Source organism: Roseobacter sp. HKCCA0434 (assembly GCF_032464675.1).
Lineage (GTDB): Bacteria > Pseudomonadota > Alphaproteobacteria > Rhodobacterales > Rhodobacteraceae > Pontivivens.
Genome location: NZ_JAWDKL010000004.1, coordinates 133708 through 146816, shown reverse-complemented (window position 1 = coordinate 146816; position 13109 = coordinate 133708). Strand labels below are relative to the sequence as shown.

The 13109-nt window shown below is 71.5% G+C and carries 15 protein-coding genes; 14 read left to right on the top strand and 1 reads right to left on the bottom strand.

The window, feature by feature from the left end; genetic code table 11:
• From RX333_RS04645 to RX333_RS04630, 4 genes are all read left to right on the top strand, one after another.
• Positions 1-966: alpha-D-ribose 1-methylphosphonate 5-triphosphate diphosphatase (locus RX333_RS04645; RefSeq protein WP_316013750.1), on the top strand; the 966-nt coding region annotated here is incomplete at its 5' end.
• Positions 967-976: 10 nt separating this feature from the next.
• Positions 977-1975, top strand: coding sequence for a hypothetical protein (locus RX333_RS04640; RefSeq protein ID WP_316013749.1), 999 nt, complete (start codon positions 977-979; stop codon positions 1973-1975).
• Positions 1976-2012: 37 nt separating this feature from the next.
• Positions 2013-2471 (top strand): universal stress protein, encoded by a 459-nt coding sequence (locus tag RX333_RS04635; protein ID WP_316013748.1) that lies wholly within the window; start codon positions 2013-2015, stop codon positions 2469-2471.
• Positions 2472-2558: 87 nt separating this feature from the next.
• Positions 2559-3068: a peptide-methionine (R)-S-oxide reductase gene (locus tag RX333_RS04630; RefSeq protein WP_316013747.1), complete on the top strand. Its 510-nt coding sequence runs from the start codon at positions 2559-2561 to the stop codon at positions 3066-3068.
• Between the two features lie 4 nt (positions 3069-3072).
• Here the strand turns inward: RX333_RS04630 and RX333_RS04625 are convergent, their stop codons facing one another.
• The gene (locus RX333_RS04625) at positions 3073-4065 is read right to left on the bottom strand and encodes a mechanosensitive ion channel family protein (protein ID WP_316013746.1); all 993 of its coding nucleotides are present in this window, start codon (positions 4063-4065) and stop codon (positions 3073-3075) included.
• A 133-nt stretch (positions 4066-4198) separates the two neighbouring features.
• Here RX333_RS04625 and RX333_RS04620 point away from each other — a divergent pair, with 133 nt between their 5' ends.
• From RX333_RS04620 to lpxK, 10 genes are all read left to right on the top strand, one after another.
• A complete protein-coding gene (locus RX333_RS04620; protein ID WP_316013745.1) occupies positions 4199-4759 on the top strand; it encodes a NifU family protein in 561 nt (186 codons plus the stop codon).
• Positions 4752-5393, top strand: coding sequence for a tRNA (adenosine(37)-N6)-threonylcarbamoyltransferase complex dimerization subunit type 1 TsaB (gene tsaB, locus RX333_RS04615; protein WP_316013744.1), 642 nt, complete (start codon positions 4752-4754; stop codon positions 5391-5393). Before RX333_RS04620 ends, tsaB begins: the two co-directional genes overlap by 8 nt.
• The gene (locus tag RX333_RS04610; RefSeq protein ID WP_316013743.1) at positions 5390-5800 is read left to right on the top strand and encodes a GNAT family N-acetyltransferase; all 411 of its coding nucleotides are present in this window, start codon (positions 5390-5392) and stop codon (positions 5798-5800) included. Before tsaB ends, RX333_RS04610 begins: the two co-directional genes overlap by 4 nt.
• A 90-nt stretch (positions 5801-5890) precedes the next feature.
• Positions 5891-7621 carry an acyl-CoA dehydrogenase gene (locus RX333_RS04605; RefSeq protein ID WP_316013742.1) on the top strand — a complete coding sequence of 577 codons (1731 nt, stop codon included), beginning with the start codon at positions 5891-5893 and terminating at the stop codon, positions 7619-7621.
• Positions 7622-7676: 55 nt separating this feature from the next.
• Positions 7677-9020, top strand: a complete 1344-nt coding sequence (locus tag RX333_RS04600) for a TldD/PmbA family protein (RefSeq protein WP_316013741.1) — start codon at positions 7677-7679, stop codon at positions 9018-9020.
• Entirely contained in the window at positions 9007-9792 is a 786-nt protein-coding gene (locus RX333_RS04595) for a 3'(2'),5'-bisphosphate nucleotidase CysQ (RefSeq protein WP_316013740.1), read from the top strand. Before RX333_RS04600 ends, RX333_RS04595 begins: the two co-directional genes overlap by 14 nt.
• A 55-nt stretch (positions 9793-9847) precedes the next feature.
• A complete protein-coding gene (locus RX333_RS04590) occupies positions 9848-10090 on the top strand; it encodes a DUF4170 domain-containing protein (protein ID WP_316013739.1) in 243 nt (80 codons plus the stop codon).
• A gap of 10 nt (positions 10091-10100) precedes the next feature.
• On the top strand, positions 10101-10844 hold the full coding sequence (locus RX333_RS04585) for a lysophospholipid acyltransferase family protein (protein WP_316013738.1): 744 nt from the start codon (positions 10101-10103) through the stop codon (positions 10842-10844).
• Positions 10844-12130, top strand: a complete 1287-nt coding sequence (locus RX333_RS04580) for a 3-deoxy-D-manno-octulosonic acid transferase (protein WP_316013737.1) — start codon at positions 10844-10846, stop codon at positions 12128-12130. Before RX333_RS04585 ends, RX333_RS04580 begins: the two co-directional genes overlap by 1 nt.
• The gene (gene lpxK, locus RX333_RS04575; protein WP_316013736.1) at positions 12127-13083 is read left to right on the top strand and encodes a tetraacyldisaccharide 4'-kinase; all 957 of its coding nucleotides are present in this window, start codon (positions 12127-12129) and stop codon (positions 13081-13083) included. Before RX333_RS04580 ends, lpxK begins: the two co-directional genes overlap by 4 nt.
• The last annotated feature ends 26 nt before the right edge of the window (positions 13084-13109 follow it).

Genomic DNA, 13109 nt, shown 5'->3' with positions numbered 1-13109 from the left:
CGATCCGACTTGTTCGAGCGGCATGTCGCGGGGCGGCGCGGCATGGTCCGCGCGCCCGCCGAGGGGCTGCCGATGCTGGCGGCGGAGCTGGCGGCCTGCGGGATCACCACCGCCTGTCTCGCGCAATACTGGAGCTGGGAGGGTGGGCAGCGCGGGCCGGAAGCGGCGAAGGCGCTGGCGGCGGCGCTTGCCGACCACGCGGGGCCGGTGGACCTGCGGATACAGCTGCGGGTCGAGACGCACATGATCGCCGATTTCAACGCCATCGCGCGTTTCGTGCGGGCGGCGGGCATCGGCTACCTCGTCTTCAACGATCATCTGCCGCACAAGGCGCTGGCGCGCGGCAAGCGGCCCGAGCGGCTGACGGGCGCCGCCTTGCGCGCCGGACGCTCGCCCGAGGCGCATCTGGAACTGATCCGGGCGCTCGCCGCGAACGGGCCGCAGGTGCCGCTGGCGCTCGCCCGGCTGGTGGCGGAGCTGCCGCCGGTGGTGCTTGGCTCGCATGACGACGCGGATGCGCGGATGCGTGAGGGCTATGCCGCGCTGGGCGCCGAGGTGGCGGAGTTCCCGCTATTCGCGCCGGAGGCCGGGCCGGTCGTCATGGGCGCGCCGAACGTGCTGCGCGGCGGCAGTCACGGGCGGGGGCCGGATGCGGCGGCGATGGTGCGGGCGGGGCGCTGCGGCGTGCTCGCATCGGATTATCACTACCCCGCGATGCTGGACGCGGTAAGGCGTCTGGTGGCGGAGGGGATGGCGTTGCCGGAGGCCTGGGATCTGGTTTCGGGCGCGCCCGCGCGGATGCTGGGTCTGGCGGATCGCGGGCACCTCGCCGAGGGGGCGCGCGGGGACGTGGTGCTGCTCGATGCCGGAACGCTGGAGCTGCACGCGACCTTCGCCGCCGGGCAACCGGTCTGGCTGTCGCCGATGATGGCGGGGCGCTTGCTGGCGGCGGGGACGGGGCGCTAGGCTCGATAGCATGGAACGGCGCGCGCATCGCGGAGTGCTCTGGGCGGACCGGCTGCGGCGGGTGCTGCGGGTCTGCGTGCTGTTGAGCACGGTGGCGCTGCTGATCGGGATGACGCGCCAGCCGTGGCTGGCGCCTTATGTCGAGCGGACCGGGGCCGAACTGCGGCTCGCCCTCGACCGCGCGGTGGCGGAGGATCTGTCGGAGGTCTGGCTGGCGGCGGAGGCGGACGCCGCGCTCGACACCGGGGACGCGGATCGGGCCGAGGTGCTGCTGGCGCTGGCGGGGCGGCACGACCGGGCCATGCCACGGGAGGCGGAGCTGCGCGCCCTGCTCGACCCGCCCCCGCGCGAGCGCGCGCTGCAATGTGCCCGCTGCGCCGCGAATTTCGAGAGCTGCCGGGGGCTGGGAGAGATCGCTTCCTGCAACCTGCCGGTGGAGCTGACGCCGATGGGCGACCTCAACGCCCTGCGCCGGGGCGCGGCGGCCTGGTGGGCGGAGGAGGAGGTCGACCGCTTCGACGTGGCGCTGGCCGGTGTCGGGCTGACGGCCACGGGCCTCGCGGTGGCGAGCGGCGGGACCAGCCTGACGGTGAAGGGCGGGGCGGCGCTGATGCGGGTCGCGCGCCGGGCGGGAAGCCTGTCGCCGCGGCTGGTGCGGGTGGTGCTGGCCTCGGCGCGGGAGCCTGCGCGGCTGCGACCTCTCATCAGCGATCTTGCCCGCGTGCGCGGGTCGGTCGGGACGGCGGCGACGCTCGACCTGATGCGGCATGTGGACGATGCGGGCGACGCGGCGCGGCTGGTGCGCGTGACCGATGCGGTCGGCCCGGCGGCGCGGGGGCATTTCGCGGTGCTGGGCAAGGCGCGGGTGTTCCGCGCCATGGTCCGCTTCAGCCGCCCGCTGCTGGCGATGTGGGGCGCGATGGCGGCGCTGGCCGGGCTGGTCGGCGCGATGCTCCTCAACATCGCCATCGGTCGGGTACTGCGGCTCCGGTTGCACGGGCGCGGGTGATCCGGCATCCTGCCTGCCGGCCCTGAAGGAGGCAGCCATGCGCAAGTTCCTCGTCGTGCTCGACGACAGCCCCGAATGCGTCAACGCGATCCGCTTCGCCGCCATGCGGGCGTGCAACACCAGGGGCGGGGTGCAGGTGCTCGCCGTCATCCAGCCCGAGGAGTTCCAGCACTGGCTGGGCGTGGGCGACCTGATGCGCTCCGAGGCGCGGGAGAAGATCGAGGAGAAGTTCGCCTTCTTTGCCGAGAAGATGCGCGAGAACGAGGGCATCGAGCCCGAGCTGGTGGTCCGCGAGGGCGAGACGGCCAAGGAGGTGCTGGCCCAGATCCGCGAGGATCGCGAGATCGGGGTGCTGGTGCTGGCCGCGGGCACGCATGGCGACGGGCCGGGCCCGCTGGTCAGCCAGCTCGCCGGGCGGATGGCCGCGCAGATGCCGGTCCCGGTGACGGTGGTGCCTGGTGCGATGACGCTGGAGGAGATCCGCGCGGTCTGCTGAGGGGTCACGCCCCGATCGCGCAGCCGTGTCGGGGGCGGGCGCAATTCCATGCTATGCTCACGGTCCAGCAATTCAGAGGAGCGTGCCATGCCGACCCGACGCCAGTTCATGGGAACCACCATTGCCGGGGCAGCGCTGTCGCCGCTCGCCGCCGGGTCCGCCGCCGCGCGGGATGACGGTTTCACCTACGAGATCGAGCGGACCGAGACCCAGTGGCGGGAGTTGCTGACCGACGAGGAATACGCCATCCTGCGCGAAGGCGGGACCGAGCGGCCGCATTCCAGCCCGCTGACGACCGACTATCGCGAGGGCACGTTCCACTGCCGGGGCTGCGAGTTGCAGCTCTATTCCTCGCAATGGCGCGAGGAGGTCGACAAGGGCTGGGTGTTCTTCCGCCATGCCGAGCCCAACGCGATGCTGATGGATATCGATGGGCCGGAGGAGGCTTACGGTCAGCCGGAACTGGCGAGCCTCACCAATATCGAGGGGCATTGCCGCCGGTGCGGCAGCCATATCGGGCATATCCTGCTGGTCGAGGGCAAGGTGCTGCACTGCATGAACGGATCGGCCCTGATCTTCCGCCCGACGGAGGCGTAGCGCCTCAGCTCGCCTCCGCCTCTTTCCGGCGTGCGGTTTCTCGGTCGCGCTCGACGATGGCGTCGGAGATGCGGCGCGGCTTGGGGTCGTCCTCGTTGGGCCGCGCGGGCCAGCCCTCGCGCTGTTGCGAGCGGATGCCGTCGGTCTCCTCCGTCTGGTCGTGGAACAGGCTGACGGTGGTGGGGTAGGGCATGTCGATGCCGTTCTCGGCCAGCGCCTTGGCCGACGCTTCGATGACGCGGCCGAAGGTCTGGATCTGGCTGGCGCGGTCGGGCGCCGTCCACCAGCGCAGGCGGATGATGTTGGCGAAATCGCCGATCTCGACCGGGATCGCCTCGGGCGCAGGGTCGGAGAGCACGCCCTCGCAGCCGCTGGCCGCCGCGATCATGATGCGCCGCGCCTCGGCCCAGTCGTCGTTGCAGCCGATGCCGATATCGTATTCCGACCGGCGGCTGTTATAGGCGGTGTTGACCACGACCGCGTCGGTATAGACGTCGGCGTTCGGGATCAGCACGCGCCGCCCGTCATAGGTCTTGATGATCGTCGCGCGGGTCTCGATCCGCTCCACCGTGCCCTCGTGCCCCTTCGAGACGATCTGGTCGCCCACCTCGAAGGGCTGGCGCAGCAGGATCAGAATGCCCGACAGCATGTTCTGCAGGATGTCCTTGAAGGCGAAGCCGATGGCGACGGAACTGACGCCGAGGCCGGAGATCAGGTTGGCGGGCGTGATGTTGGGCGAGATGATGGTGATGGCCAGCATCAGGCCCACGATCACCACCGCCCAGCGGGTCAGCGACGCGCCGACATCGCCCAGGCTCTCGCGCCCGCGGGCGTGGGCGAGCCGCCGGACCGCCCGCCCGGCATAGCGGGCCAGCGCCAGGAAGATCAGGAAGACGATCAGCCCGACGACGAGGTTCGGGATCAGCCGGATGAACCCGTCCAGCCAGGCGTCCAGCCTCTCGAATATCGGCTGCGACGATGCGTCGACCTCGTCCATGTCCATCTCTCCTTGCGCGGTTGTCGGGGAGGTAGCGGCATGGCGGGAATGCTCAACTTGGAATCATTCCAGATATATCTTGAAGAAATCGGTCAGGATGGGCATGTTGAGCCTCAGACGAGGAGTGTGCCCCATGTTCATCCAGACCGAATCCACGCCGAACCCCGCGACGCTGAAATTCCTGCCCGGACAGGCGGTGATGAGCGCGGGGACCGCCGATTTCCCCAGCGCGGAGGCGGCTCAGGCCTCCCCGCTCGCACGCCGCATCTTCGCCGTGGACGGCGTAGCGGGCGTGTTCTTCGGCCCCGATTTCGTGACCGTGACCAAGACCGACGCCGTGATGTGGGAGCATATCAAGCCCGCGATCCTGGGTGCGGTGATGGAGCATTTCCAGTCCGGCGCGCCGGTCATGGAGGGCGAGAGCGGCACGGTCGGCCATGCCGAGCACACGGGCGAGGACGAGGAGATCGTCGGCCAGATCAAGTCGCTGCTCGACACCCGCGTCCGGCCCGCCGTGGCGCAGGATGGCGGCGACATCACCTTCCACGGCTTCGACCGCGGCGTGGTCTACCTGCACATGCAGGGCGCCTGCGCGGGCTGTCCGTCCTCGACCATGACGCTCAAGCACGGGATCGAGAACCTGCTGCGCCATTACATTCCCGAAGTGACCGAGGTGCGCCCTGTCGGTGTCTGACGCCCGCATCCTCGCCTTCGACACGTCGGCCGCGCATTGCGCGGCCGCGTTGATTCAAGGCGGGCGGTTGCTGGCCCAGGCGCGCGAGGAGATGGCGCGTGGGCAGGCGGAACGGCTGATGCCGATGCTGGAGGAGGTCTCGGGCGGATGGCGGGTCGACGCGCTCGCAGTCTGCACGGGGCCGGGCAACTTCACCGGCATCCGCATCGCGGTGGCGGCGGCGCGCGGTCTGGCGCTGGCGAAGGGCATTCCGGCGGTCGGGGTCAGCGTGCTGGAAAGCCTCGCGCCGGTGGAGGGTGCGGCACTGGTCACGGCGGATGCGCGGCAGGGGCGGTTCTACGCCCAGATGTTCCGCGATGGCGCGGCGCAGGCGGAGATCCGGCTGGTGACGCTGGACGAGATCGCGCAAGCCGCGCCGCAGGACTGGCAGGTGATCGGCCACCGGGCCGAGGAGGTCGCGGACCGTCTGGCAGCGCCCTGCTGGCGGGAGGCGGAGGTCGCGGACCTCGCCGCCGTCGCGCGGATCGGAGCGGAGCGGATCGCGGCGGGCGAGGTCACGCGGCCCGCGCCGCTCTACGTGCGCCCGGCGGATGCGGCCCTGCCCTCCGAGCCGCCACCGGTGATCCTGCCGTGACGCCCGAGGCGATGGCGGCACTGCACGCGCGCTGTTTCGACGATGCGCCGCGCCCCTGGAGTGCGGCGGAATTCGCCGAGTATGTCGCCGACCCCGCCTGCCTGATCGAGACGGCCGACGCGGCGCTGGGCGTCGTGCGCGTCGTCGCGGACGAGGCGGAACTGCTGACCATCTGCGTCGCCCCCGAGGCGCGGCGCGGCGGGCGCGCGGCGGGTCTGCTCGACCGTCTGATCGAGATCGCAAGTTCGCGGGGCGCGACCCGCATGTTCCTCGAAGTCGCCGAGGACAATGCGGCGGCGCGGGCGCTCTACACCCGTGCGGGCTTCACCGACGCGGGCTATCGCAAGAGCTATTACCGCCGCGCCTCCGGCCCCGTCGGCGCGCGCGTCATGGCCCGTCGGCTCTGATGCGTATTTGCAGGAAGCTGAAGCTCACGTCGCGTCGGGGGTGACAGGGCGCGCGCGGGGCCGCAGGGTTCGGGGTCAAAGGAGACGCCTATGCCCCATATCCTCGACCCGCGCGACATCGACTTCCTGCTCTATGACCTGCTCGATCTGGAGGCCACTCTGGAGGCGACGGGCCATGACCGCGGCACGGCGGATGGCATCCTCGCCACGGCGGAGCGGATGGCCGAGGACCTGTTCCAGCCGCACGCGGCCAAGGCCGATGCCGAGGAGCCGCGTTTCGACGGCAAGCGCGTGCACCTGATTCCGGAGACGGAGGTGGCGCTGAAGGCCTATGCCGAGGCGGGCTTCCCGGCGGCAGGCTTCGCCGAGGCCGATGGCGGGATGGGGCTGCCTTACCTCTTATGTCAGGCCGCGGCGGGCTGGTTCACGGCGGCCAATGTCGGGTTCTCGGCCTATCCGTTCCTGGCGCAGGCCGCGGGCAACCTGCTGGCCGAGTACGGGACGGAGGAGCAGAAGGTGCGGTATCTGACCCCCATCGTCGAGGGGCGGGCCTTCGGGACGATGTGCCTGAGCGAACCGCAGGCGGGCTCGTCGCTAGCCGATATCCGCACGCGGGCCGAGCCGCAGGCGGATGGCAGCTATCGCCTGTTCGGCAACAAGATGTGGATCTCGGGCGGGGCGCATGAGATGGGCGAGAACATCGTGCACCTGGTGCTGGCCAAGATCCCCGGCGGCCCGGCTGGGACGAAGGGGATCAGCCTGTTCCTCGTGCCGAAGGTGCTTGAGGATGGCAGCCTCAACGACGTGCGGCTGGCCGGTCTCAACCACAAGATGGGCTATCGCGGCGCCACCAACTGCGCGCTGAATTTCGGCGAGCAGGGCGGCGCCGTCGGCTGGCTGGTGGGCGAGGCGCACCGCGGCCTCGCCGTGATGTTCCACATGATGAACGAGGCGCGGATCGGCGTCGGGCAGGGCGCGGCGGTGCTGGGCGTGACCGGCTACCTGCACGCGGTGGCCTATGCCAAGGACCGCACGCAGGGCCGCGCGCCGGACAATCGCGACCAGTCCACGCCGATGGTGCCGATCATCGAGCATGCGGATGTGCGCCGCCAGTTGATACAGGCGAAATCCTATGCCGAAGGGGCGCTGGCCCTGTGCCTCTACGCCGCGAGCCTGGTGGATCGGGAGCGGGCGGGCGACGAGGCAGCCACTCCGCTGCTCGCCATCCTGACCCCGGTGGTCAAGTCGTGGCCCTCGGAATTCGCGCTGCGCGCCAACGACATCGCGATCCAGATCCACGGCGGCTATGGCTACACGCGCGATTATCCGGTGGAGCGGCTCTACCGCGACAACCGGCTGAACCCGATCCACGAAGGCACGAAGGGCATCCAGGGGATGGACCTGCTGGGCCGCAAGGTGGTGCAGGAGGGCGGCGCGCCCTTGAAGGCGCTGGCGGGGGAGATCGCGGCGACGCTGGGCGCGGCGGGAGAGTTCGCCGAGGAACGCGACCAGCTCGCTGCCCTGCTCGACCGGGTGGGGCGGGTGACGGCGGGGATGGCCGCTGAGGCGGTGGCCGATCCCAAGGCGTATCTGGCGAACGCGACGATCTATCTCGACATGCTGGGCCACGTGGTGGTGGCGTGGATGTGGCTGCGGCAGGCGATCGCGGTCGAGGGCCACGCGGATGCCGATTTCGCGTCGGGCAAGCGCGCGGCCATGCGCTATTTTTTCCGCTACGAGCTGCCCGCGACCGGCCCGCAGCTCGACTTGCTGGAGGCGATGGACCGCACCTGCCTCGATGCGGAGGCGGAGTGGTTCTGACGCGCGCGTCCGTGCGCTCTTGACCGGGGCGGTGCGGCGGGCCAAGTCGCAGGGCATGACACAGACCCTTCCCGACCTGACCGCCGCGCTGATCGAGGCGGCCCGCCGCGCGGGCGCCGATGCCGCCGATGCCGTCGCCGTCGCAGACGAGACGCTGTCCATCGAGGTGCGCGGCGGCGCGCTGGAACATGCCGAACGCGCGGAGGGGATGGAGATCGGCCTGCGCGTCTTCGTCGGCAACCGCGTGGCGAGCGTGCAGTCTTCCGACACGCGGGCCGAGATGATCGCGACGCTGGCCGAGCGCGCGGTGGCGATGGCGCGGATCGCGCCTGCCGATCCCTGGGCGGGGCTCGCCGACCCGGACCAGCTGGCGCGCGATACGGATGCCGCCGCACTCGATCTGGTGGATCCGACCCGGCCCGAGCCTGCGGCGTTGGAGGAGGTGGCGCTGGCCGCGGAGGAGGCCGCGCTCGCCGTTCAGGGCGTGACCCAGATGCAGGCGGCGGGGGCGGGCTGGTCGCACCGGCGCAGTCACATCGAAGGCACGAATGGTCTGTCGGTCAGCGGCGAGCGGACCGGCTGGTCCACCTCCGCCGTCGCCATCTCGGGCAGTGGGCTGGGGATGGAGCGGGACTATTTCGGCGACGCCCGCACCCACCGTGCGGACCTTACGTCGGCGGAGGAGATCGGCCGCATCGCGGGCCGGCGCGCCGTCGACCGATCGGGCGCGATCAAGCCGCCCACGGGCCGTTTCCCAGTCATCTACGACGAGCGCATATCGGCCGGGCTGATCGGCCACCTGCTCGCCGCCGCCAGCGGCGCGGCGGTCGCGCGCGGGGCGAGCTGGCTGAAGGATGCGCGCGGCGAGGCAGTCCTGCCCGACGGGCTCGACCTTATCGAGCAGCCGCACCGGCCCCGCGCCTCCGGCTCACGCGTCGTGGATGCGGAGGGGTTGGCGACGCGCGAGCGCGCCATCGTGCGGGGCGGCGTCTTGCAAGGCTGGACGATGGACCTCGCCACCGCGCGGCAGCTCGACGAGGTGCCGACGGCGAGTGCCGGGCGCGGCGTCTCCGGCGGGCCCTCGCCGGTCGTGGGCAATGTCGCGCTGACCCAAGGGACGCATTCCAAGCAGGAGCTGCTGGCGCAGATGGGGACGGGGCTGCTCGTCACCTCGCTGATCGGCTCCTCGATCAACCCCAATACCGGCGACTATTCGCGCGGGGCCTCGGGCTTCTGGATCGAGAACGGGGAGATCGTGCGCCCGGTGAACGAATGCACGCTGGCGGGCAACCTGCGCGACATGCTGCGCGGGATCGTGCCCGCGAACGACGCGCGCACCCATCTGAGCCGCGTGGTGCCGAGCCTGCTGGTCGAAGGGCTGACGATTGCCGGGGCTTGAGGCCGACCTGACGCTGCTGCGCGACGTGGTGGCGGAGGCGGCGGAGCTGGCGCTCGGCCATTTCGGCAACAGGCCGAAGGTCTGGCAGAAGGAGGGCGGCCTCGGCCCCGTGACGGAAGCCGATCTGGCCGTGGACAAGCTGCTGCGAAAGCGTCTGCTGGCGGCGCGCCCCGATCACGGCTGGCTGTCGGAGGAAACCACCGACGATCCCGTGCGGCTGTCGCATCGGCGCTGCTTCGTCGTCGATCCGATCGACGGGACGACGAGCTTCATCAAGGGAAAGCCCGGCTGGGCGATCTCGGTCGGGCTGGTCGAGGACGGGGTGCCCGTGGCGGGCGTGATCGCTCAGCCCGTGACGAAGACGGAGTTTACCGCCGCCTTGGGGCACGGCGCGTGGCGCAACGGCGAACGGCTGGCTCCAGATTGGCCGCTGGAGGGGGCGAGCCTCGCCATCCCGCGCCCGCAGCTCGACGCGGTGAACTGGCCGGGCGGCGTCCCGGTCGAGCCGGTGGTGCATGGCGGCGCGCTGGCGCTGCGGCTCGCGCGGCTGGCGGTGGGCGACATCGCGGGCACCGTCACCTTCCGCCGCGTCTGGGAATGGGACATCGCCGCGGGGGCCGTGCTGGCGGCGGAGGCGGGCGCGCGGCTGACCGACCGGCACGGCGCCGCGCTCAGGTTCAACTCCCCACCCGGCGCGCTCGACGGGCTGGTGGCGGCCGGGCCGGTGATGCACGATCGCCTGATGGCCCGCATCGCGCCGGGCGATTCTTGACCTCCGCCCGCCGGTGACTAGGGTGCGCGGCAGTTTGACCCCGAAAGGACCGGCCATGACCCAACGACTTCACCTCGTCTTCGGCGGAGAGCTGGTGGACACGCAGCGTACCGAGTTCGCCGACACGGCCCAGATCGACGTCGTGGGCATCTTCCCCGACTACAAGTCCGCCTACGAGGCGTGGAAGGATGCCGCCCACCGCACCGTGGACGAGGCGCAGACCCGCTATTTCATCGCGCATTTGCACCGGCTGCGCGACGAGGAGACGCCCGCCTCCCCCACCGAAGAGCTGGGCTGAGGGCGGCGCGGTGGCGCGCCCGCTGCGACGTTGGTGGAAACGGCGCGGCTACGCGCTGGGCGGGCGGCTGGCCTATTACTACCTGCGCTTCGTCTGGGCGACGGCGCGGGTTGAGTTCACGGGCGACGCGGATATCCGGGCGCTGGCCCGTTCCGGCGACGCGCGCTTCGTGCTCGCGCTGTGGCACGGGCGGGTCGCGGGCGCGACGCGCATCGTCAAGGACGGCGTGCCGATCATCGGCATCGCCTCGCGCTCCGGCGACGGGGCCTTCGCCGCCGCGTTCCTGGAGCCGATGGGGGTGGAGCTGATCCGCGGAAGCTCCGCCAACCCGCGCAAGCCCAGGAAGGACAAGGGCGGGGCCGCGGCGATGGCCGCGGCCCTCGGCGTGTTCCGCAAGCGCGCGGCTGGCATCGTCACCCTGACCCCCGACGGCCCGACCGGACCGCGCGGGCGCTGCAAGCACGGCGTCGCCGTCATCGCGGCGCGGGCTGGCGTCCCGGTGGTGCCGCTGAGCTTCTCCGCCCGGCGGGCTTGGCAGCTCGACAGCTGGGACCGGGCTCTGATCCCGCTGCCCTTCACCCGCGTATCGGTGATGTGGGGCAGCCCCGTCGCGCCCCCTGCCGAAACAGGTGATCCAGAGGCGGTCGAACGCTTTCGCCTATCCATCGAGACGGCGTTGAACGATCTGACGACCCGCAACGATGTCGAGGCGGGCCGACCCGATCCCTGGGCACCGGCGGCGGAGGCGGCGTGATGCCCGCGCTCTCCTCCGGTCTCTACGGTCTGTTCTCGCGCTTCGGGGGCGGCTACGGGCAGCGCCTGCTCGCCCGCCGCGTCGCCGAGGGCAAGGAGGATCCGGCCCGCCTCGACGAGCGTCTGGGCCATGCCTCCGTCGAACGGCCCGAGGGGCCGCTGATCTGGTTTCACGCAGCGTCGGTGGGCGAGTCGCTGTCGCTGCTCGACCTTCTCAGCCGCATCCGGGCGGGCTGGCCCGAGATCGCGATCCTCGTGACCACCGGCACCGTGACCTCCGCCGACCTGATGCGGCAAAGGCTGCCCGAGGGCGTGCTGCACCAGTACTACCCGCTCGATTTCCGCGCGGCGGTGGACCGGTTCCTCGATCACTGGCGGCCCGACCTCGTGCTCTGGACCGAGAGCGAGCTGTGGCCGACCATGTTGCGCCGCCTGCACCAGCGATCCATCCCGGCGCTGCTCATCAATGCCCGCATGTCGGAAAAGTCGGCGACCCGCTGGCGCTGGGCGCCGGGTCTGGTGCGCGCGACCTTGCGCCGGTTCGACCTGATCCTCGCGCAGGATTCGGACAGCCGGTCGCGGATGATCGCGCTCGGCGCGCCCGAGGGATCGACCGAGGTATCCGGTTCGCTCAAGGACAGCGCGACACCGCTGCCCCATGACGAAGCGGCGCGGCGCGACCTTGCCGGACGCATCGCGGGGCGTCCCGTCTGGTGCGCGGCGTCCACCCATCCGGGCGAGGAAGAGATCGTGGTCGAGGCGCACCGGCTGGCGCGCAAGGCCGCGCCGGGCCTGATGCTGATCCTCGTGCCGCGCCATCCCGATCGCGGACCGGGCATCGCCGTCGATCTCAAGGCCGATGACTGGCGGGTCGGTCTGCGCAGCGCCGGAGACCGGCTCGACGAGCATCAGGAGATCTACGTCGCCGACACGCTGGGCGAGCTAGGGCTGTGGTACCGGCTGTGCCCGGTGTCGCTGGTCGCGGGCTCGCTGCTGCCCATCGGCGGGCACAACCCGTTCGAGCCGGCGGCGCTCGGCTCCGCCATCATCCACGGACCGCATGTCGACAATTTCCGCGATGCCTACGCGCAACTGTCGTCCGCAGAGGCGGCGGTCGAGGTCGCGGGCGCCGCGGACCTCGCCGCCGCGGTGGCGGATCTGGTGCGGCCCGATCGCGCGGCGGCGCTCGCCACGGCAGCCTGGGACCTGTCCTCGGCGGGGGCGGGCACGCTCGACATCGTGTTGGAGCGTCTCGGGCCGCGGCTCGACGCGGTCGCGGGCCGGTGAAGGCGCCGGGGTTCTGGTATCGCGAGCCGGGCCTCGGTGCCGCGTTGCTCTCCCCGCTCTCGGCGCTCTGGGCGATCGGGGCGCGCAGGCGGGCGGCGCGGCCCTGTCAGAGGGTGCCGATCCCCGTGATCTGTGTCGGCAACCTGACGGTTGGGGGCACCGGCAAGAGCCCGACGGTCATGGCCCTGGTCGAGATGTGCCGCGCCCGCGGGGTGGAGCCGCACATCCTGTCGCGCGGTTATGGCGGCAGCGTGGCGGGCCCGGTCGCGGTGACGGCACAGATGACGGCCGACGAGGTCGGGGACGAGCCGGTCATGCTGCGCGATTTCGCCCAAGTCTGGGTGGCGCGCGACCGGCTGGCGGGCGCACAAGCGGCGGCGGAGGAGGGGGCTCAGACGCTGATCCTCGATGACGGCTTCCAGGATCCCAGCCTCTGCAAGGACTTGTCGATCCTCGTCGTCGATGCCGAGACCGGCTTCGGCAACGGGCGCCTGCTGCCTGCGGGCCCTTTGCGCGAACGCGTCGCGGACGGCGTCGCGCGTGCCGACCTTGCGCTGATGATCGGGCAGGGCGACGGCCCGAGCCTGCCCTTGCCGACCGCGCGGGGGCGAATCGAGCCCTTGCGCACCGGCATGCCCTGGGCGGGGCTGCCGGTGGTCGCCTTCGCCGGGATCGGGCGGCCCGAAAAGGTGTTCGCGACGCTGCGCGGGCTTGGTGTCGATCTGAAAGCCGCGCATGGCTTCGGCGATCACGCCCCCTACACGCCCGCGATCCTGTCGCGGCTGGAGGCGGAGGCGAGGCGCCACGGCGCGCAGCTGGTGACGACCGAAAAGGACGCCGCGCGCCTGCCTGCCGACTTTCGCGCGAAGGTCTTGCCGCTGGCGGTGCGGCTGCACCTGCACGACGGCACGGCGCTTGAGACGGCGCTCGACCGAGTGCTCGCCCCGTCCTGATAGCGGAGACGAAAAAGGGCGGACCG

Bases quoted from the DNA above. Each gene is read 5' to 3' on its own strand.
- RX333_RS04640 (WP_316013749.1), top strand. From the start codon at position 977: ATGGAACGGCGCGCGCATCGCGGAGTGCTCTGGGCGGACCGGCTGCGG.
- RX333_RS04635 (WP_316013748.1), top strand. From the start codon at position 2,013: ATGCGCAAGTTCCTCGTCGTGCTCGACGACAGCCCCGAATGCGTCAAC.
- RX333_RS04630 (WP_316013747.1), top strand. From the start codon at position 2,559: ATGCCGACCCGACGCCAGTTCATGGGAACCACCATTGCCGGGGCAGCG.
- RX333_RS04625 (WP_316013746.1), bottom strand. From the start codon at position 4,065: ATGGACGAGGTCGACGCATCGTCGCAGCCGATATTCGAGAGGCTGGAC.
- RX333_RS04620 (WP_316013745.1), top strand. From the start codon at position 4,199: ATGTTCATCCAGACCGAATCCACGCCGAACCCCGCGACGCTGAAATTC.
- RX333_RS04605 (WP_316013742.1), top strand. From the start codon at position 5,891: ATGCCCCATATCCTCGACCCGCGCGACATCGACTTCCTGCTCTATGAC.
- RX333_RS04600 (WP_316013741.1), top strand. From the start codon at position 7,677: ATGACACAGACCCTTCCCGACCTGACCGCCGCGCTGATCGAGGCGGCC.
- RX333_RS04590 (WP_316013739.1), top strand. From the start codon at position 9,848: ATGACCCAACGACTTCACCTCGTCTTCGGCGGAGAGCTGGTGGACACG.
- RX333_RS04580 (WP_316013737.1), top strand. From the start codon at position 10,844: ATGCCCGCGCTCTCCTCCGGTCTCTACGGTCTGTTCTCGCGCTTCGGG.